12 protein-coding genes are annotated in these 21,862 nt (G+C 48.0%); 1 reads left to right on the top strand and 11 read right to left on the bottom strand.

The window, feature by feature from the left end; genetic code table 11:
- Positions 1–41: 41 nt before the first annotated feature.
- The 9 genes from ACO6V5_RS14205 to ACO6V5_RS14165 all read right to left on the bottom strand — a co-directional run bounded on the left by ACO6V5_RS14205 (position 42) and on the right by ACO6V5_RS14165 (position 17,710).
- A complete protein-coding gene (locus ACO6V5_RS14205) occupies positions 42–1,838 on the bottom strand; it encodes a hypothetical protein (RefSeq protein WP_422409184.1) in 1,797 nt (598 codons plus the stop codon).
- A gap of 213 nt (positions 1,839–2,051) precedes the next feature.
- Positions 2,052–4,448 carry a hypothetical protein gene (locus ACO6V5_RS14200; protein ID WP_422409182.1) on the bottom strand — a complete coding sequence of 799 codons (2,397 nt, stop codon included), beginning with the start codon at positions 4,446–4,448 and terminating at the stop codon, positions 2,052–2,054.
- Positions 4,449–4,520: 72 nt separating this feature from the next.
- Positions 4,521–4,769: a hypothetical protein gene (locus ACO6V5_RS14195; RefSeq protein ID WP_422132420.1), complete on the bottom strand. Its 249-nt coding sequence runs from the start codon at positions 4,767–4,769 to the stop codon at positions 4,521–4,523.
- A 27-nt stretch (positions 4,770–4,796) separates the two neighbouring features.
- A complete protein-coding gene (locus ACO6V5_RS14190; protein WP_422132421.1) occupies positions 4,797–6,746 on the bottom strand; it encodes a hypothetical protein in 1,950 nt (649 codons plus the stop codon).
- 150 nt (positions 6,747–6,896) lie between these two features.
- Entirely contained in the window at positions 6,897–8,570 is a 1,674-nt protein-coding gene (locus ACO6V5_RS14185) for a hypothetical protein (RefSeq protein ID WP_422132422.1), read from the bottom strand.
- A gap of 150 nt (positions 8,571–8,720) precedes the next feature.
- On the bottom strand, positions 8,721–10,814 hold the full coding sequence (locus ACO6V5_RS14180; RefSeq protein ID WP_422132423.1) for a hypothetical protein: 2,094 nt from the start codon (positions 10,812–10,814) through the stop codon (positions 8,721–8,723).
- A 67-nt stretch (positions 10,815–10,881) separates the two neighbouring features.
- A complete protein-coding gene (locus ACO6V5_RS14175; protein WP_422132424.1) occupies positions 10,882–12,624 on the bottom strand; it encodes a hypothetical protein in 1,743 nt (580 codons plus the stop codon).
- Positions 12,625–12,734: 110 nt separating this feature from the next.
- Positions 12,735–15,353, bottom strand: a complete 2,619-nt coding sequence (locus ACO6V5_RS14170) for a C2H2-type zinc finger protein (protein ID WP_422409179.1) — start codon at positions 15,351–15,353, stop codon at positions 12,735–12,737.
- Between the two features lie 167 nt (positions 15,354–15,520).
- Positions 15,521–17,710, bottom strand: coding sequence for a hypothetical protein (locus ACO6V5_RS14165; protein WP_422409177.1), 2,190 nt, complete (start codon positions 17,708–17,710; stop codon positions 15,521–15,523).
- A gap of 176 nt (positions 17,711–17,886) precedes the next feature.
- Between ACO6V5_RS14165 and ACO6V5_RS14160 the strand changes: the two genes are divergently transcribed.
- A complete protein-coding gene (locus ACO6V5_RS14160; protein ID WP_422409175.1) occupies positions 17,887–18,186 on the top strand; it encodes a hypothetical protein in 300 nt (99 codons plus the stop codon).
- 104 nt (positions 18,187–18,290) lie between these two features.
- Here the strand turns inward: ACO6V5_RS14160 and ACO6V5_RS14155 are convergent, their stop codons facing one another.
- On the bottom strand, positions 18,291–20,636 hold the full coding sequence (locus ACO6V5_RS14155; protein ID WP_422409174.1) for a hypothetical protein: 2,346 nt from the start codon (positions 20,634–20,636) through the stop codon (positions 18,291–18,293).
- A 125-nt stretch (positions 20,637–20,761) separates the two neighbouring features.
- Positions 20,762–21,412: a hypothetical protein gene (locus ACO6V5_RS14150; protein WP_422132430.1), complete on the bottom strand. Its 651-nt coding sequence runs from the start codon at positions 21,410–21,412 to the stop codon at positions 20,762–20,764.
- Between the last annotated feature and the right edge of the window lie 450 nt (positions 21,413–21,862).

Raw genomic sequence — 21,862 nt, 5'->3', positions numbered from 1 at the left:
ACTGAATAAAAGTGCTGATCTCAGATTGTTATTTATTCACTTTACCTTTTGAGGGCTGGGGCATCGTCCTGTTCTCCTGCAGCTGGTTTGCGTTTTCTGTGTATTCTTTTGTGATTATCCATAGCCTTGGCATTCTTGCAGACCTTCCTGCATGTCCGATGCTGGCCATCCTCCCCAACCAATGTTATGTCGCAGGTTTGTTGCCCGCTATGATGTCTTCTTTTGTGATCCGACAGGGCTGGAGCGCTCTTGCAGACCCTCTTGCATGGCTGCTGCTGACCACCCTCCCCGACCACTGTCGCGTCACACGTTTTTTGACTTGTGTGGAATCTGCTTTTGTGCGACGAGAGGGCTCGAGCGCTCTTGAAGACCTTTCCGCATGGCTGCTGCTGGCCATCCTCCCCTTCAATGTATACGTCACAGGTTTTCTGCCCGGTGTGGTAATTGCTTTTGTGCTCTGACAAGGTTTTAGCATTCTTGCAGACCTTTTCGCATGGCTGCTGCTGGCCATCCTCTGTGACCACAGTTGCATCGCAGACTTGTTGACCGGTGTGAGTACATCTTTTGTGCATCGAGAGGTCATGAGCACTCTTGCAGACCGTCCCACATGACCGCTGTTGGCCATCCCCTGTGACCACTCTTACATCGCAGACTTTTTGTCCGGAGTGGTATCTTCTTTTGTGAAACGTCAGGATGTGAGCATTGCGGCAGACCACTCCGCATGGGAGCTGCTGGCCATCCTCTCCAACCAATGTTATGTCGCAGGTTTGTTGCCCGCTATGATGTCTTCTTTTGTGAGTCGACAGGGCTCCGCTATTCTTGCAGAGCTTTCCGCATTGGCGCAGCTTGCCATCCTCCCCGACCAATGTTAAGTAACAGGTTTGTTGTCCAGTGTGGACGCTGCTTTTGTGAACCATCAGGGCTCCAGCATTCTTGCAGACTGCCCCGCATGGCTGCGGCTGGCCATTCTGCCCGACCACAGTCGTTTCACAGGCCTGTTGTCCGGTGTGGTATCTTCTTCTGTGAGTCGACAGTGTTCGGACATCCTTGTAGAGCTTCCCACACTGGCGCAGCTGGCCATTTTCATCGATCTCTATAACGTTACAGTTTGTCACGTTGAGCTGAGTTTTATTGGCTGTACCAGCACCCACTGACTCTGAAGGGGCCCCGATCACTAACCGGCAACGATAGCAGTGTCTATTGACCAAATGGGGGCATGAGCTTTGTTCGGCCATTTCTCTCGTGTGGACTGCCTCACGATCCGACGTTTTGCTATCGGATGAATCGGATGATGATCGTAATCTACAGGCGCCATGACAGGGATAGACGAAACAATTTAAGCCCAAAGTATGTGAGTGTTGTTCTGGGTCTCCGTTACCGTCGCCAGATTCAGAATCCTGTAGTCTGGTGACATAGCCTGAAGGACGGTTGGTGGCTTTTGGGGCTTGATGGCGGGATGATTCTGTTGGCTGACGTTGTTGCTGGTCATGTCCCGAGCCGTGCATCATAGTGGTGATGACAAACGGGTAATCCTGATTTATCTCTTGTTGCTTAATCGGGTTAAACAGCCATGAGTCCGGGTTCCAATAGTTTTTTAAATGCCAACCGACAGCGATAGCTCCTTCGGCAGGTAGCGATGAATAAGGGGTTTCACCCGCAGTGGTGGCCCTGGTGGTCAGGATCAGTTCATAAGCAATCAGAAGGTTCGTGGCATAAAGCCCTGGCCACGAAATCAACTCTGACGGGCCCGGTAACCTGAGCTGGTCAGGCTTTACAGAAAAGATCTGATTTTGAGAACCTGTATTCTCCTCAAGCGCGACAATAAAACGTCCTTTCAAAGGTTCGGCTTTACAGACGACAGAAAACAACAATAGTAAGAACAGCGGTGCTGCAAAGGGTGAATGTTTAATAATTCTATCCTTGCTTTGCGGGTTACAGATGGGAAAGGATAGATCATGAAATAAGCATGTTTTTCAATCGCAGATCTTCTGCAATAAACCAACGGCTTAATGGCAAAACTGAATAAAAGTGCTGATCTCAGATTGATATCTTTACCTTTTGAGGGCCGGGGCATCGTCCTGTACTCCTTCAGTTGGTTTGCGTTTTCTGTGTGTTCTTTTATGAACCGACACGGCTTTAGCAGTCTTGCAGACCTTCCCGCAGGACTGCGGCTGGCCATTCTCTGTGACCAATGTCAAGCGACAGGTCTTTTGAGCGGAGTGGACGCTGTTTTTGTGAGACGCCAGGGATCCGGCATTTTTGAAGATTGCCCCGCATGGCCGCAGCCGACCATTCTGTACGGGAACGGTCACGTCACAGGTTTGTTGCCCGGTGTGCTTTCTTCTTTTGTGATTCGTCAGGGCCACGTCATTCATGCAGATCTTTCCGCATGGTCGCGGCTGACCATCCTCCCCGACCAAGGTTTCGCTACAGGTTTTTTGTATGCTGTGGTATTGCCTTTTGTGATTCTCTATGGCTCTGGTATTGGGGCAGACCACTCCGCATGGCTGCTGCTGACCATTCTCTGTAAACACTGTTTCGTTACAGGTTTTTTGCCCGCTGTGGACTTTGTTTTTGTGATTAAGCAGAGCCAGAGCATTCTTGCAGATTTTCCCACATTGCTGCGGCTGGCCATCTTCCCCGAACACAGTCTTTTGACAGGTTTGTTGCCCTGTGTGATGTCTTTTCTTGTGATGAAACAGGGCTTGAGAATCCTTGCAGATGGTTCCACATGACCGCTGTTGGTCATTCTCCCCGACTATGATCAAGTTACAGGTTTTTTGCCCGGTGTGATACTTGCATTTGTGAATCTGCAGGGCTTTGGCATTCTTGCAGATACTTCCACATGGACGTTGCAGACCATCCTTCCCGATTACAAGCAGGTGACAGGTTTTTTGCCCGCTGTGGTAGCAGCTTTTATGAACCGCCAGGGCTTGAGCATTCTTGCAGACTTTTCCACATGTCTGCCGCTGGCCATTCTTTCCGATGACATCCAGGTTACAGGTTTGTTGACCGGTGTGAGCAGTTCTTTTGTGATCCCTGAGGGCACGATTATTACTGCAGACCTTTCCGCACGGTTGCGGCTTGCCATTCTTCCCGACCACGGTCACCTTACAGGTTTGTTGTCTGTTGTGGACCCTGCTTTTGTGAGACCACAGAGATTGAGTATTTTTGAAGGCTCTCCCGCATGGTTGTTGCTGACCATCCTTCCCAACCACCGTCAGGTAACAGTTTCTTCGCCCGGTGTGGGTATTTTTTTTGTGATTAATCAGGGCTTTAGCATTCCGGTAAACCTTCCCGCATGACAGCTGTTGACCATTTTTTCCGATCACTGTCAGGTTACAGATTGCTTGTCTGGCAGGTTCAGTTGCATCGGCTGCCTCTGAACTTATTGTGCATGCGACCCCGTCTGAGGCGACCCCGTCTGAGGCGACCCCGTCTGAGTCGACCCAATCTGCATAGTTGCAGCTGTTGATTGGGTTGCCATCAATGTCACGAGTCTGTGGCTGGTATGACAGTGAATGAAGCGGTTGGCCAAAATTGCATAAGAGTTGAGTATCAAGGATACCATTCAAATCTTCGAAAGATGAGTTTTGTTGAAAATCTTCAGTGTCTTCAGGATTAAATCGACCTAAGCAACTGAAACAGTGTCCATTGGCCAAATGATGGCACGCGCCCAGAAAGGGGGCTGCCCTTCTGTGGTTTATCCAACTTTCTATGGAATTGAGCGGCCATTCATTTGACTCTCTGCTATCGAATGATGATCTGAATCGACAAATGCCGCGACAGGTAGAGACGAAACAATTTAAACCCAAAGTATGCAGGTTTGGCTGAAGACCTTCGTCACCGTCTTCATTATCATTGTTCAGGTGGCCAGCAGCGGAAGAGCCTCTATAGTGGGTAGTTGTCTTTTGAGCTTTCTGGCAGGAAGATTCTGATGGCTGGTATTGTTGTTGGTCATCTCCAGAGCCAAACACCACAGTGATGGCGGCGCACGAATGTCTCTGACTCGCCTGTTGTTCAATGAGGTTAAACATCGATGAATCGAGGCGCCAATAGTTTTTTAGAAGCCAGGCAACAGCAACAACCACTTCTATGAGCAGCCATGAAGAAGTCATGGCACCGAGGGCGGGACCCTTGGTGGTGAAGATCAGTTCGTAGGCAACAAGCAGCTTGGCAGTGTGGAGCCATTGCCACGAGATCGATTCAGGAAAAGTTGTTTTGACTCCGTAATTGCCAGGTTTCTGTCGTTTGCCATTAGGCGGCAAATCTGATCCTGCATTGTCGCTTGTGTCGACAACGTTTGATGGTTTTTCTGACACTGCCTGTCTTGCACACTTTATAGAAAAGCTTCGGTTTGGAAAAGTTGCATTCTGCCCAAGCTCGACAACAAAGCACCTTGTTGACTCTTCAGCCTGACAGACGACAGGAAATGAAACGAGCAGCAATAGTGATGCTGCAAAAAGTGAGTGTTTAATAACTCTATCCTTGTACTCTGCTATACAGAGAGGAAGGATAGGTTATGAAGATAAGTTTGCTTCTTCAGGTATCTGTGAATAAGTGTCTGCACTCAGAGAGGGTGTTCTGGTGATCAGGATCACTTCATAAGCAACCAGCAGATTCGTCGCATAAAGCCATTGCCAGGAAATCGACTTAATGTTGATCGTTTTTACCCTATGTCTTTGATGTCTATGTCGTTTCTTATCCGATGGCAAATCGGGTTCTGAATAGTCTTTGGTATCGGTAATGACTGTGGAGATATCTGACAATACGCTCAGGTTTCGCTTTATAGAAAATTAATTCTGATCCGCATCAACAGGTTTGCGTTTTCGATGTTTTCTTTTATGATCCGAGAAGGCTTTAGCATTCTGGCAGATCGTCCAGCATTTCTGTCGCTTGCCATCCCTCCCGATTATGGTTTCCTCACAGATTTTTTTGCTACTGTGGTTCTTTCTTCTGTGATCCAACAGGGCTTGAAAACTGTTAAAAACGGATCCGCACGGCTGCTGTTGGTTATCCTTCCCGCGCACAGTCACGTCACAGGTCTTTTGCCCGGTGTGGTATTTGCATTTATGAGATGACAGAGATTCAGCGTTCTTGAAGATTTTCCCGCATGGTCGCGGCTGGCCATCTTCTCCAGTCACTGGCACGGGACAGGTCTTTTGCCCGCTGTGGAGAGTTCTTTTGTGATGCGTCAGGGCATAAGTATTTTTGAAGACCTTCCCGCATAACTGCGGTTGGCCATCTTCTCCAGCCACTACCACACCGCAGGTTCTTTGCTTAGTGTGCTCTCTTCTTTTGTGATCTGAAAGAGCATTAGCATGCTTGCAGACTCTTCCGCATGGCTGCAGTTGACCATCCACTCCGATTACGGTCTCGATACAGGTTTTTTGCCCGGTGTGGTATTTGCTTTTGTGAATCGAAAGGGCAGTAGTATTCATGCAAACCTTACAGCATGGTTGCTGCAGGCCATTCTTTGTGACCACTGTTGCGTTACAAATTTTCTGCCCGCTGAGGTTTGTGGCTTGTTCTCTGCCTGTCCGGGAAAGATGAAGTGGGTTATGACCCAATTGGGGTGATCCTGTTATTTGTTGTGTTTTTGACGCCCCCGCTGGAAGTCTGAAAGGTTTGCGGACATAGGAATTCCTGATTTTTTTGAGAAGACTATGATCACGCAGATTGAGTAAACCATTGACTATAACCAAATCATCATCAGTGACAGACAAATACTTATGCCTTGGCGCATTATCATGGAGTGGCTGGCCAGAGTTAGACTGTGCTTTCCCTGCATTCATCGAGAGGGTATGGTTGCAGCTGTTTGTCAGGTTGTCATTAACGTCATGGGGCTGAGCTTGATGCGTCTGAGGCAGAAAGGTTTCACCAGGAGTGCATTGGAATTGAAAGGAAAAGCGATCATTGAATACTTTTACAGGCGGTTTTTTTTGTGAGTCTGTAGTGTTTACAGAATCATAGTAGCCTGTGCAACTGAGACCGTGTTTAATTATCAAAGGAGGACATGAGCTTTGTCCGGGTATTGCTCCTGTAGGACCTGTTGAGCTTTTTTCGACATTCAGTGGTGATTCAGCAGGCCTTCTGCTGCTCGCTGATGGTCGGAATTGACAAATGCCACGACAGGAATTTACGAAGCAATTCAGACCTAAAGTGTGAGAGTCTTGCTGAGGGTTTCTTTTACCTTCGCCAGAGTCAGAATACAGGTGATTAATGAAATAGCGCTCAGGCTGAGTGGCGGCCTGTGAGGCTTGCTGGCTGGATGATTCTAAAGGCTGGCCTTGTTGTTGGTTATGTCCAGAGCCAAACATTGTAATCATACTCGCAAACGGCTGATCCCACTGTCTCAACATAGATGCCGTCTGTTGCTCAATCGGGTTAAATAACGGTGAGTTGGGGTTCCAGTAGTTTTTTAAAAGCAAACCGACAGCGAAAGCGGCTTCTACAGGTAGCCATGAATAGGGGTTAGCTCTCAGAGGAGTGCCTCTAGTGGTGAGGATCAATTCGTAAGCAATCAGCAGGTTAGTGGTGTAAACCCATTGCCACGAAATAGACTCAATGGGGTTTGGCTTTACCCCGTAAAAGCCTGATCTGTGTCGTTTTCCATCAGGCAGCGAAGCTGATCCTGTGTAGCTGTTTGTGTCAGGAATATCTGAAGGGGTGTAAGGCGTTATAGAAAAGCTCTGGTCTGGAAAACCTCCATTCTGTTCAAACTCGACAATAAAACGGCTTGTCAACGGCTCGGCCTGACAGGCGACGGAAATAGATAGTAGAAACAACGGTGTCGAGAAGAGTGAGTATTTAATAATTCTATCCTTGGATTCTGGTTTACAAAGAGGAAGGATAGATCAAGAAAATAAGTTTGTTTTTCTGCTAAAGAGCTCTTGTTAATCCAGATTCGTATCAACAGGCTTGCGTTTTCGATGTTTTCTTTTGTGCAGTCGCAAGGCTTCAACATTCTTGCAGGCTTTTCCGCATGGTCGCTGCTGACCATCCTCTCCGATCAAGGGTTCGTCGCAGGTTTGTCGTCCGGTGTGGACCCTTTTTTTGTGATTCTTCAGGTATCGAGCATTAGTGAGGACCATTCCGCATGGCCGAAGCAGGCCATCCTCACCGATCACGGTTACGTCACAGGTTTTTTTTCTGCTGTGAAAGTGTTCTTTATGATGCATCAGGGCAATAGTATTCTTGAGGATCTTCCCGCATAGCTTAGGCTGGCCATCCTCCCCAACCATGGTAGCGTTGCAGGTTCTTTGTCCGGAGTGGTACCCGCTTTTGTGATCCGTCAGGGCTTGAGCATTTTTGCAGACTTTTCCACATGGCTGCTGCTGGCCATCTTCCCCAATCACGGTGACTTCACAGGTTTTTTGACCGGTGTGGTCTCTTCTCCTGTGATCTGATAAGGCATTATTATGCTTGCAGACCTTGCCGCATTGTCGTAGCTGACCATCCTCTCCGATCACGGTCTTAAGGCAGATTTTTTCCCCACTGTGGTAAGTGCTTTTGTGAACCGATAAAGCTGCGGCACTCCAGCAGACCTTTCCGCACAATCGCTGCTGGCCATTCTTCCCGACCACCGTTGCTTTACAGATTTTTTGCCTTATGTTGTTTTTGGCTTGCACTGTGTCTTTCTGGGAAAAATGAAGTGGCTTATGACTGAAATGGGTTGATCCCTCTGTTGTTTGTTGTGTTTCTGAAGTCTCCATTGGGGGGTTGAAATGGTCACGCATAAAGGAAATTCCTGTTTTTACGCGAAAACTGTGACAACCAAGATTGAGTAATCCATTGACTATCACCCAATCTTCAGCTGTGAGAGGTAAATGCCTGTGCATTGGCACATCATGATTGACTGAGTCGGCAGGGTCCGCATGTGCTGCTTCTGCATGCCCTGATTGTTTCGGGTTACAGTTATTTGTCGTTTTGTCATTAATGCCATAAGGGCGCGGGCTTTGCCCGAATGTCATTTTTGTGCAGCCTTTCGAACTTTCTTTTAAATTCAGCAGCCATTCAGCAGCTTCTCTGCTTTCGGATGATGGTTGGAATCGACAAACACCGTGACAGGGATGGACGAAACAATTTAAACCCATAGTGTGTGAATACTGTGGTGGGTTTCCGTCACCGTCGTCAGAGTCAGAGTAGGGGCGATGAGTGAAATAGCCTGTATTCTGGATGGTAGCTTTTGGGGCTTGCTGAACGGATGATTCTGAAGGCTGGACCTGTTGTTGGTCATGTCCAGAGCCGAACAGGGTAATGATAATCGCAAACGGCTGATCCTCCTGTGGCAAGATAGATGGCGCTTGTAGTTCAATTGGGTTAAACAACGCTGAGACCGGTTTCCAATAGCTTTTTAGAAGCCAACCGACAGTGAAAACCACTTCGACGGGTGGCCATGAATGAGGGCTGCTGTCTGGAGACACTTCTTTGGTGGTGAGGATCAGTTCGTACGCAGTCATCAGATTAGTGGTGTAAATCCACTGCCACGAGATCGACTGAATTATAGAAAAGCGCTTTTTTGGAAAACTTTCATTCTGTTCAAGCTCGACAATAAATCCACTTTTCAACGGTTCAGTCTGACAGAAGACAGAAAACGAAAGCATCAACAGCGTTGTTGCAAAGAATAAGTGTTTAATAATTCTATCCTTGGATTCTGATATACAGTGAGGAAGGATAGATCAAGAAAATAAGTGTGCCTTTCTATCAAAGAGCTTCTGTTAATCCTGGTCGGCTTCAAGAGGCTTGTGTTTTCGATGCAATCTTTTGTGCTTAGACAGGGCTTTAGCATTTTTGAAGATTTTTGCGCATTGTTGCTGATGACCATCATGCCCGACCACGGTCATGCTACAGGTTTTTTTCCCACTGTGGGCAATGCTTTTGTGACTCGAAAGAGCGCCGGCATTCTTGTAGGTTCTCCCGCATCGACGCTGCTGACCATCCTCTCCGACCATGGTCAGGTTACAGATTTTTTGTCCGCCGTGGATAGTGCTTTTGTGATTCCAGAGAGACGCAGAATTCCTGCAGGTTGTCCCGCATAGCCGCTCCTGACCATCCTCCCCGAACACGGTCAGGCCACAGATTCTTTGCCCGCTGTGAATACTGCTTTTATGAGTCGAGAGAACTGCAGCGTTCTTGCAGATTACCCCGCATGGCCGCAGCTGGCGATCTTTTCCAAGCACTTTAAATTCACAGGTTTGTTGCCGACTGTGGTTCCTTTTTTTATGGTCAGTCAGGTTTCGAGAGTGCCTGCAGACCTTCCCGCATAGTCGTTGCTGGCCATCTTCCCCGACCAGGATGAAGTCACAGATCTGCTGCCCGCTGTGGTATTGACTTTTGTGGGTGCATAAAGATTGAGCATTTTTGCAGATCTTTCCGCATGGCCGCTGACGACCATCCTCCCCGACCACGGTCACGACACAGGTTTGTTGCCCGGTGTGGTCTCTTTTTTTGTGATCCGACAGTGCTTTGGTACTCTTGCAGGGTGTCCCGCATGGCCGCTTGAGGCCACCTTCTCCGATCTCGATTACGTCACAGATTTGTTGCCCGGTGTGGTTTCTCCTTTTGTGACCCAACAGAGTTTGAGCATTCTTGCAGACAGTCCCGCATGGCAGTGACTGGCCATCCTTCCCGTCCACGATCAAATCACAGATTTGTTCTCCAGTGTGGTTTCTTCTTTTGTGACTCGCCAGAGCCTGAGAATTTTTGCAGACCATCCCGCATGGCCGTTGCTGACCATCCACCCCGAGTACTCTCACGAGACAGGTTCGTTTCACGGTATGGTTTCTTTTTTCCTTAGTCGACCTGACTTGTCGGTAATGGGTCGCCCCCCCGAAAGGAAGGCAGCCCGAAGGTGAAGCCCCTGTCCATTCAGTTGTGCCCGTTTGAAAGGTGTTATGGTTTGATGCTGTGAAGTGGGAAAGGGCAGAGGCAATCCCGGTTTTTTCCACAAGGCTATGACTACCCAGATTGAGTAACCCATTGATTATGACCAAATCGTCACTGTCTTCGGTTAAATGCCCATGCATTGACACATAATGATTGAGTGGCTGGGCAGGATCAGTATAACTGGCCTCTGCACTCGGTGGATAGGCATTTTCAGACGATGGTCGGAGTCGACAAATGCCATGACAGGGATAGACGAAACAATTTAAACCCAAAGTATGTCGGTTTGGCTTAGGGTCTTCGTTACCGTCAGCAGAGCCAGAATGCAGCGGGCTGGTGAAAGAGCCTGTTCGTTGGGTGATAGCATTTGCTGCCTGCTGGCCAGATAATTCTGATGACTGATAGTGTGTTGTATGTTGTCCAGGGCCAGGCATCATAGTGGTGATCATAAACGGGTCACTTTGACTCGTCTCTTGTCGTTCAATCGGCTCAAACATGGGTGATTCGGGGTTCCAATAGCTTTTTAAAAGCCAACCGGCAGCGATAACAGCTTCTACAGGTACCCATAAACAGGATAGAGGGGGCTCTCTGGTAGTCAGAATCAGTTCGAAAGCAACCAGCAGATTTTTGGCGTAAAGCCATTGCCACGAAATCGACCCAATGAGGGATGTTTTAAACCCGTAACTGAAAGGTCTGTGTCGTTTTTTATCCGATGGGAAATGAGGTTTCGCATAGCCGTTTTTGTCGGCAATGTCTGATGGGTTTCCCGACAATGTAAGCTGGTCAGGTTTTACAAAAAAGTTCTGGTTTGGAAAGTCTGTATTCTGCTCAAACTCGACAATAAAAAGTCGTGTCAACGTTTTTGCATGACAGATGACAGACAATGACAGTAACAGCAATGCTACAAAGAGGTAATGTTTAATAATCAATACTTGCTTTCTGGTTTACGCAGAGGAAGGATAGATCACCACATCTGAGAGCGGGTATTATTTCAGTTCAAGGGCTGAGATCATCGTTCTGGTCCAGATTAACAGGCTTGCGTTTTCGATGTACTCTTTTGTGTTCATAAAGGCCTCCGGCATTACTAAAGACTTTCCCACATTGCCGCTGCTGGCCACCTTTCCCGATCAGAGTCTCGTAACAGGTTTTTTGCCCGCTGTGGATACTGCTTTTGTGAGTCGACATAGCGGCAGCATTTTTGCAGATTTTCCCGCATTGACGTTGTTGACCATCCTTCCCGACCACGGTTATATAACAGGTTTTTTTTCCACTGTGTTCTCTTCTTTTGTGTTCCGCCAGGGCTTTAGTATTCTTGCAGAGCTTCCCGCATGGCCGCTGCTCGCCATCCTGCGAGACCACTGTTTCGGCACAGACTTTTTGTCTCGTGTGATATCCGTTTTTGTGAGCTGACAGAAGTGGAGCATTCTTCAAAACCATCCCGCATGGCCGCAACTGTCCATCCTCCGCGATCACGGTCATATCACAAGTTTTTTGTCCGGTGTGGTCTCTCCTTTTGTGATATGCGAGGCCTTGAACACTCTTGCAGATCAATCCGCATTTCCGCTGCTTGTTATCCTTGTCGACCACAGACACGTCACAGGTTTTTTGACCAGTATGGTTTCTGCTTTTGTGATCCGCCAGAGTCCGAGCATTCTTGCAGAGCTTCCAACATAATCGTTGCTGGCCATCTTCCAGGATCACTGTCTCGTCACAGGTTATTTGCCCGGTGCAGTCTTCTCTTTCTTGATTCGAGCTGGCTTTTTCATAATGGCAAGCCCCACCAAAAGGAAGGTAGCCCGAAGGTGAAGCCCCTGACCATTTAACTTCGTCCGTTTTAGAGGTTTCAGGATTTGATCTCGTTAATACAACCTTACCGGGTGCTTCGACAAGGCCATGATTACCCAGATTGATCAGCCAATTAATTATGACCCAATCGTCAGACTTGACAGGCGAATGCCCGGGCATTGTCAGATCATCATTCAGTTTCCGGGCAGACTCAGTACAGTTGGCCTCTGCACTTATTGAATGTGCATTATCGGATGATGACCGGAATCTACAAATGCCGTGACACGGATAGACGAAACAATTTAAATCCAAAGTATGTCGATGTGGTTGAGGATCTTCTTTACCGTCTCCAGAGTCAGAATGCACGGGGTTGATGAAAGAGCCTGAAAGTTGGCTGTTGGCTCCTGGAGCTTGCCGGACGGGTGATTCTGTTGGCTGATATTGTGGTGGGTTATGTTCAGAGGCAGTCATCATGGTGGTGATCGCAAAGGGATGATTTTGACTCACATCTTGTTGTTCTGTCGGGTTGAACAGCAGTGAATCCGGATTCCAATAGTTTTTTAAAAGCCAACCAACAGCGATAACCACTTCAAATGGCAGCCATGAATAATGGCTTGAACTTTGTTGTATGTCTCTGGTGGTGAGGATCACTTCGTGAGTAACCAGTAGATTTGTCGTATAAAGCCATTGCCACGAAATTGACTCAATGAGGGTCGTTTTTACCTCGTAACTGTCTGGTCTATGTCGTTTGTCATCCAATGGCAAATCGTGTTCAGGGTAGCTGTTTGTGTCGGCAATGTCTGATGGTTTGCTCGACGATGCAGGCCAGTCTGGGCTTATAGAAAAGTTCAGGTTTGGAAAATCTGCATTTTGTTCAAGCTCGACAATAAGGTGTCTTGTCAACGTTTTGGCCTGGGAAATGACAGACAACGACAGCAACAGCAGTGTTGCCAAGAGAGAATGTTTAATAATTCTATCTCTGCCTTTTGGTTTAAAGAGAGGAAGGATAGATCAAGAAAATAAGTGTGTTTTTATGTTTTGCTCATTGAAGGGCGGTTGTCCGTTCAAGGAGTGATACCATCGTCTGGTTCAACATCGACGGCCTTGCGTTTTCGATGTGTTCTTCTGTGATTGTAAAGGACTCTGGCATTCTTGAAGATTTTTCCGCATTGTCGCTGCTGACCATCTTCCCTGATCACGGTTACGTCACAGGTTTTTGGCCCGCTGTGGAGATTGCTTTTGTGATAGGAAAGAATTGCAGCATTGTTGCAGGTTGTCCCGCATCGCCGCTGCTGACCATCCACCCCGATAACAGTTAGGTTACAGGTTTGTTTTCCGCTGTGGTTTATTCTTCTGTGACCGATCAGGGCTACCGCATTCTTGCAGACCTTTCCGCATCGCCATTGCCGACCATCTTCCCCGACAACGGTCAGGTCACAGGTTTTTTGCCCTGTGTGGTCTCTTCTTCTGTGATCCGAAAGGTCTTGGACACTCCTGCAGGTTTTCCCGCATGGTCGTTGCTGGCCATCTTCTCCGATTACGGTCACGCGACAGGTTTTTTGTCCGCTGTGGATTTTTCTTTTGTGATTCGTCAGGGCTTGAGCATTATTGAAGGTCTTGCCGCATGTCCGGTGCAGGCCATTGTCTCTGATTATGGCCATGCCACAGGTTTTTTGTTCGCTGTGGACTTTTCTTCTGTGTTGCGCCAGATTTCGAGAACTATTGAAGGTCTTACCGCATTGCCGCAGCTGATCATCTCCATCGAACGCGATCACACTACAGGTGTGTTGCCCATTGTGGTAACTGCTTTTGTGATATGACAGGGCTTGATAGCTATTGTAGACTGTTCCGCACGACCGCAGCATACCATCCTCCCCGACCAGGGTCAGGCTACAGGTTTTTTGCCCGCTGTGAACTTTTTTTTTGTGGTCCGACAAGGTTCTGACACTGCTAAAGACCAATCCGCATGGTCGCAGTTGATTATCTTCGCTGACCAGAGTTGCGGTACAGGTTTGTTGGCCGCTGTGGTATCTGCTTCTGTGAGATGTCAGGGCTTGAAGATTCTTGCAGCCTTTCCCGCAAGGCTGCGACTGACCATCCTCTCCGATAATGGTCTCTTCACAGGTTTTTGGACCGGAGTGGAGGCCCCTTTTGTGATTGCTCAGAACCGCAAGATTCTTGAAGATCCTCCCGCACGGCCGCTGTTGACCATCTTCTCCGACTACGGTCAAGGTACAGGTTTGTTGCCCAGTGTGCTTTCTTCTTTTGTGGTCCGACAGCATAACGGCACTCTTGCAGACCTTTCCGCATAGCTGAGGCTGACCATCCTCCATATAGACTGGCTGGTCGCAGGTTTTTTTTTCGGTGTGGGCATTTCTTTTGTGATCCGATAGCGCTCTGGTGCTGCTGCAGACCTTCCCGCATGGCTGTTGCCGACCATTTTCCCCGACCACAGTTATCTGGCAGCTTTGTTGCCCGGTGTGACTTTTTCTTTTGTGGTCCGTCAGGGCTTGGGCATTCTTGCAGACTGTCCCGCATGGCTGTTGCTGACCATCTTCGCCGATCACAGTGACGTGACAGACTTTTTGACCGCTGTGGATTCTTCTACGGTGGTTCGACAGGACATAACTATTCTTGCAGACTGCCCCGCAGGGCTGCGGCTGACCATCTTCTCTGATTACTATTGTTTCACAGACTTTTTGCTCGCTGTTGGTTGTGACTTGTGCTGTGGCTGTCTCGATAAAAGGAGTCTCGCAAAGAGTATGTTGGTTCAGATCAAGTGGGTATGATTCAATGGTTGTTGGTTGTGCTTCTGAATGATTAAGTTTAACGAAAATCCCTTCTTCTTCGAGAAGATATTGTGGGTCGAACAGTGCATTAATGTCGCCAAAATCACTGGTGTTCCAGGGCATGCTCCCCGGGTATGTCAAATCATTTCTGAATGACCCGGCAAAGTCATTTATATAAGCTACCTCGTCTATAGGTAGGCTTTCTTCCGGCTTTGGCGGCCATTCAGCGGACTCTCTGCTATCGGATGAGTGTCGGAGTCGACAAGTGCCATGACAGGAATTGACGAAACAATTTAACCCCAAAGTATGTCGATGTGGTTGAGAGTCTTCGTTACCGTCGCCAGAGTCAGAATGCAGGGGATTATTATAAGCTCCTGTGAGCTGGCTGGCGGCTTCTGTGGTTTGTTGGCCGGATGATTGTGAGCGCTGATATTGTGATGGGTTGTGTTCAGAACCGGACATCATAGTGATGATCGCAAGTCTGTGATTTTGACTCGCCTGTTTTTGTTTAATTGGCTTAAACAGCAGTGAATCAGAGTTCCAATAGCTTTTTAAAAGCCAGGCAGCAGCGACAACTGCTCCTGCAGGTAGCCATGAATAAGGAGTGGAGTACTGAGGAGCGTCTTTGCTAGTCAGAATCATTTCGTAAGCAGCCAGCAACTTCGTGGCGTAGAGCCATTGCCACGAAGTCGACTCAATGAGTGGCATTTTCATCCCGTAACTGTCAGGTCTGTGTCGTTTGTCATCTGATGGCAAAACAGGGTCTGCATGGCCGTATGTGTCGGCAATGTCTGACGGGTTGCCCGACGATGTTTGCCGGACAGGCTTTATAGAGAAGTTCTGGTTTGGAAAATCTGTGTTCTGTTCAAGCTCGATAATAAAATGTCTTGTCAACGATCTGGCCTGACAGATGACAAACAATGACAGTAACAGCAATAGCAGCGCTGCAAAGATTGAGTGTTTAATAATTCTGTGCCTGCCTTCTGGTATACAGAGAGGAAGAATAGATCAAGTAAACAGGCGTGTTCTTTTGTCTTTCTCATGAAAGGGCAGGTCTCTGTTCAAGGACTGAAGTCATCGTCCCGGCTGTCATTAACAGGGTTGCGTTTTCGATGTGTTCTTTTGTGATCCCGCAGAGCTTGAGCATTCTTGCAGATCTTCCTGCACAATCGCTGTCGACCATCCTTCCCGACCATGTTCAAGTCACAGGTTTTTTGTCCGCTGTGGACACTGCTTTTGTGAGTCGACAGAGCAGCGGGATTCTTGCAGATTGTCTTGCATGGCCTCTGCATTCCATCCTCCCCAACCAGGGTCAAGTTACAGGTTTGTTGCCCACCGTGTTTTCTTCTTTTGTGGTCCGACATGACTTTGGCACTCTTGCAGGGCTTCCCGCATGGCTGCTGCATGCCATCTTCCCCGACCACGAGCATGTCACAGGTTTGTTGCCTTGTGTGGTTTCTTCTTTTGTGATCTGCCAGGCTCTGAGCATTCTTGCAGAGCATCCGGCATGGTCGTTTCTGGCCACTTTTTGTGACCACGGTTACGGAACAGGTTCTTTGCCCGCTGTGGATAAAGCTTCTATGAGCCGAAAGGGCATGAGCATTCTTGAAGACCCGCCTGCACGGCTGCAGTTGGCCATCTTTCCCGATTAGGGTTGCGTCACAGGTTTTTTGCCCGCTGTGACTTATTCTTTTGTGTTCCGCCAGGATTTGACTACTTTTGCAGACCTTTCCGCATTGACAAGGTTGGCCATCCTCCCCGAGCACTGTCTCGCCACAGATTTTTTGCCCGGAGTGGTGTCTTCTTTTGTGATCTGAGAGGGCTTTAATATTGTTGCAGACCTTTCCACAGAGTTGCGGTTGGCCATCCTTCCCGAGCACTGTCTGGGCACAGGTTTGTTGTCCGGTGTGATGTCTTCTTTTGTGATCTGACAGGTTTTTGATGCTTTTACAGACTTTTCCACAGAGTTGCGGTTGGCCATCCTCGCCGAGCACCGTCTCGCAACAGGTTCGAGGCCCCGAGTGGTGTCTTCTTTTGTGATCTGACAGGGCTTTGATACTGCTGCAGACTCTTCCACATAGTCGTTGCTGACCATCTTCCCCAAGCAGTTTGTCGACACAGATATGTTGCCCGGAGTGGTCTCTTTTTTTTTGATCCAAAAGGCCTTGTTGGCAATGGTTAGCGCCTGTGTAAGGGAGACAACCCGAAGATGAAGTCTCTGCCGATTCAATGTCGTCCGTCTGAGAGTCTTTATTGTCTGATGTCGTGAATATAATCTTATCAGCTGCTGCCTGGGCTGTCCGGGAAGGATGAATCAGGTTTTGATTCCATTGGGTTGATGCTGTTGTTTGTTGTGCTTCCAAAGTTTCTGCCGGGGGAGTGCAATGGATTAGCGAAATGGAAAACGGGTTTTTTTCGGCAAGACCATGACTACCCAGATTGAGTAACCCATTGATTATGAGCAAATCATCGGTGGTGACGGGTAAATGCCAAAACATCGTCAGTGGTCGGGTTTTTACAGTACGGGCGGCCACTGCACTCAATGAATGTGCATTATCGAATGATGGTCGGAATCGACAAACACCATTACAGGGATAGACGAAACAATTTAAACCCAAAGTATGTCGATGTGATTGAGGGTCCTCGTTATCGTCACCGAAGCCAGAATGCCAGGGGCTGGTAAAAGACCCTTCGGGATAGGGGGTGGTTCTCGGAGCTTGTTGGCCAGATGCTTGTGAAGGTTGATATTGTGATGTCTGATATTGTGATGGGTTGCGTTCAGAACCAGGCGTCATAGTGATGATCGAAAGCGGGTCATTTATACTCGCCTCCTGTTGTTCATAAGGATTGAATAAGGATGACACAGGGTTCCGATAGTTGTTTAAAAGCCATCCGACAGCTACGACCGCTTCCAGGGGTAATGATGAATAAAGGTTGAACCCCGTCGGGGCGTCTTTGGTGGTCAGGATAAGTTCAAAAACAACCAGCAGATTTGCGGCATAAAGCCATTGCCATGAAATCGATTCAATAAGGGGCGTTTTCAGCCCGTAACTGCAAGTTTTCTGTCGTTTTTTATCTGATGACAAACTGGGTTCAATACTACCGTTTTTGTCGGCAATGTCTGACAGGGGGCCTGGCAATATATGCAATTCGTTTTTTATCGAAAAGTGCTGTTCAGGAAAATCAGCATTCTGTTCAAGCTCGACAATAAAACGTCTTACCAATGGCTTGGCCTGGCAAATGACCGACAACGACAGCAACAGCAGTGTTGCAAAGAGAGAGTGTTTAATAATTCTATCTCTGCCTTCTGGTCTACAGAGAGGAAGGATAGATCAAGAAAATAAGTGTGTTTTTGTATCTTCCTTGAGGAAGGGGGATTGTCTGCTATTCTCAATTTTCAAACAAAAAACCACATGGGACTGGCAGTATGAGCCTTGAGTCAAGAGTCACGGTACTGGAAGAACAACAAGACAAATGGGAGAAAGTGACCGCAAGCTTGAGCGATAGCTTATCGTTTATGCTTCGGTCATATCAGCAATTAGAGATTCACCTGAAAATACATGATCGGAAATTTGACAAGATTGACCAACGTTTTAAGGAGGTTGACCAGCGTTTTAAGAAGGTTGACCAGCGTTTTGACAAGATTGAAAACTATTTAGAGGATCATGACCGTCGTTTTGACAAGATTGAAGACATGCTAATCCAGATCTTCAATAAGCTCGCGTAGCACAAACCTCACAGGACAGTCAGTACCAGTCTTGAGGCAAGAATCACGTTACTGGGAGCATCGGGAACACTTCCGTCGTTCCCGGCTTCACTCCCGTTATTGCCTCACTTCACATCAACAGGCTTGCGTTTCCGATGTATTCTTTTGTGACTCGACAGCTCTGAGGCACTTGTGCAGACCTTCCCACAAAGTCGCTGTTGGCCATTTTCTCCGATCACGGGCAGGTTACAGGTTTTTTGCTCGGTGTGGTCTCTTCTTTTATGGTCCGACAGGGCCTGAGTATTTTTGCAGACCATTCCGCATGGCCGTTGCTGGCCATTATTCCCGGCAATGGCCAGGCTACAGGTTTTTTGCCCGCTGTGGTATCTGGTTTTGTGAGATGACAGAGAGTTACTATTACCGAAGACCTTGCCGCATGCCTGCTGCTGGCCATCTTCTCCCACCACGATACTGTCACAGGTTTGTTGTCCGCTGTGGACTCTGCTTTTGTGATCCAGAAGGGCTTGAGCACTTCTGCAGACCGAACCGCATAGTTGCTCAATGCCATCCTCTGTGAGCACTTTTACGGCACAGGTTTTTTGACCGCTGTGGGCGCTGCTTTTGTGAGACGACAGTGATTGTAAATTCTTGAAGACCTTCCCACATAGCTCTCGCTGGTTGCCCTTCCCAAGCCAGGTTAGGTCACAGATTTGTTGCCCGCTGTGAGCTACTCTTTTGTGATACAACAGGGCCTTGGCATTTTTGCGGACTTTCCCGCATGGCCGCAGCTGGCCATTTTTTCCGGCCACGGTCTGGTTGCAGGTTTGTTGTTCGCAGTGGAGTATTTTTTTGTGATTCATCAGGGCATAAGCATTCTCGCAGACTGTTCCGCATGGCTGCTTTTCGCCATCCTCCCTGACTACTGTTACGACACAGGTTTTTTGTCCGGTATGGTATTGGCTTTTGTGAGTTGAAAGTACTTTTTTATTCTTGCAGACCTTTCCGCATTGCCATCGCTGACCATCTTTCCCGGCTACGGTCATCTCGCAGGTTTTTTGCCCGGTATGGGTTCTTTTGTGGGATGACAGAGCTTTAGCGCTCCTGAAGAGCTTCCCGCATGGCCCTTGCTGGCCATCTTTCCTGATCATGATCTCGTTACAGGTTTCTTGTCCGGCGTGGTCCCTGTTTTTGTGATTAAACAAGTCTAAAGCATTTTTGAAGACCTTTTCGCATGGCCGTTGCCGGTCATCCTTCCCGGTCACAATCTCGTCACAGGTTTTTTGTCCGCAGTGGTATCTTCTTTTGTGTGACATCAGGGCCTGTAGATTCTTGCTGAGCACTCCGCATGGCCGCCGCTGGCCATCCTCCCCGATCACGGTAAGGTTACAGGTTCGTTGCCCGGTGTGAGCTTTTCTTTTGTGATCCGACAAGGCGTATTTACCCTTGTAAACCTTTCCACATAGCTGCAGTTGGCCATCCTTCCCGACCAGGGGCAGGTTACAGGTTTGTTGCCCGCAGTGGAGTGATCTTTTGTGGACCGCCAGGGCGCGAGCATTCTTGCAGACCTTCCCGCATGACGACTGTTGCTCATTCTTCCCGAACACTATCATGTTGCAGATTAATTGCCCGGCATTGCCAGTTGTATGGGCTACCCCTGTATTCTCTGAGTCTGAGGCGACGCCATTTTTAAAGTTGCAACGATAACAGTGTGCATTGGCCAAATGAGAGCATGAGCTCTGTCCGGGTGTTGATCCTGTGTGGTCTGTTGAACTTTTGGATGAATCCAAAGATTGTCGGAATTGGCAAATGTCAATACAGGGATGGACGAAACAATTCAGACCCAAAGTATGTGAGTGCTGTTGAGGGTTTTCGTTACCGTCGGCAGAATCATAATAAAGAAGTTGAGTGAAATAGCTTTTAGGGAAGGTGATGGTCTGTCGGACTGGCTGGCCGGATGATTCTGATGGTGTGGTTTGTTGTGAGACATGTTCAGAGCCAGCCATCACAGTGGTGATCGCAAACGGATGATCCTGAATCGCCTTTTTTTGTTCAATCGGGCTAAACAGCGTTGAATTGGGGTTCCAATAGCTTTTTAAGAGCCAACTGACAGTGATAGCCGCTTCTGATGGCAGCCATGAATAAGCGTTTCGCCATAGAGAGCTGTCTTTGCTGGTCAGGATCAGTTCATAAGCAATCAGTAGGTTAGTGGTGCAGAGCCATTGCCACGAAATCGAGTCAATGAAGGTGGTTTTCACTCCGTAACTGTCAGGTTTATGTCGTTTGTTATGGGATGGCAACCCGGGCTCTGCATAGCCGTGTTCGTCGACAATGCCTGACGGAGGGCCCGACAATATACGCAAGTCGTGTTTTATAGCAAAGTGCTGTTTGGGAAAATCAGCATTCTGTTCAAGCTCGACAATAAAACGTCTTACCAATGGCTTGGCCTGGCAAATGACGGACAACGACAGCAAGAGCAGCGCTGCAAAGAGAGAGTGTTTAATAATTCTATCTCTGCCTTCTGGTGTACAGAGAGGAAGGATAGATCAAGAAAATAAGTGTGTTTTTGTATATTGCTCATGGAAAGGCGAGTGTCTGTTCAAGGATTAAGGCCACTGCCCCAATTCACATCAACAGGCTTGCGTTTTCGATGTGTTCTTTTGTGATTCCTCAGCTCCATGGCATTTTTGCAGACCTTTCCACAGGGTTGTTGCTGGCCATCTTCCCCGATCACGAGCAGGCTACAGGTTTGTTGCCCGGAGTGGTTTCTTCTTTTATGATTCCAAAGGACTGAAGCATTCTTGCAGATCAGCCCGCATGGACGTTGTTGGCCATCCTTCCCGTTTATGACCACGCTACAGGTTTTTTGCCCGCTGTGGTTTCTTCTTTTGTGATCCAACAGGCTCTGAGTACTCTTGCAAACCATCCCGCATAGTCGCTGAATGCCATCCTCTCCGACCATTTTTACTTCACAGGTTCTCTGTCCGCTGTGGTATTTGCTTTTGTGATCCGACATGGCTTTAGCGCTTTTGCGGATCGCCCCGCATTGGTGAGACAGGCCATCCTCTCTAAGCAGGGTTACGTCACAGATTTGTTGCCCGGTGTGGTGGTTGCTTTTGTGAGAGGACAGTGATTTTTTACTCTTGTAGATCTTCCCACATTGCATTAGCTGGCCATCTTCCCTGAACACTATCACGTTGCAGATTGCCAGCCCGGCTGGGGGAGCTGTATTGGCTGATCCTGCAGCCATCGGATTTGAGGCGACCCCACTTACAGAGTTACAACTACAGTCGTCTATTGCCTAAATGGGGGCATGATCCCGGTTTGGGTGTGGCTCCTGTGCAGTCTTTCGAGATTTCTACTGATTTGATTGCTCTGCTATCGGATGAATCGGGAGGTTGTAGAAATTGACAAAGGCCGTTGCAGGGATGGACGAAACAATTCAAACCCAGGGTATGTGAGTGTTGTTGAGGGCTTTGGTTCCCTTCACCAGAGTCAGAATAAAGGAAATGATTGAAAGAGCCTGCACAATGGTTAGTTACTTGTGGGGCTTGCTGGCCGGATGATTCTGATGACTGGCCTTATTGTTGGTCATCTATAGAATCATGCATCATAGTGGTGATTGCAAACGTGTGGTTTTCACTCGCCTCTCTTGGTTCAATCGGATTAAACAGCAGTGAATACGAGTTCCAATAGTTTG

This window comes from Endozoicomonas sp. ALD068 (assembly GCF_049310145.1).
Classification (GTDB): domain Bacteria; phylum Pseudomonadota; class Gammaproteobacteria; order Pseudomonadales; family Endozoicomonadaceae; genus Endozoicomonas_A.
Note: the sequence above shows the minus strand (reverse complement) of the source record. Positions and strands in the feature narration are given on the sequence as shown.

Bases quoted from the DNA above. Each gene is read 5' to 3' on its own strand.
- ACO6V5_RS14160 (WP_422409175.1), top strand. From the start codon at position 17,887: ATGAGCCTTGAGTCAAGAGTCACGGTACTGGAAGAACAACAAGACAAA.
- ACO6V5_RS14150 (WP_422132430.1), bottom strand. From the start codon at position 21,412: ATGGCTGCAGGATCAGCCAATACAGCTCCCCCAGCCGGGCTGGCAATC.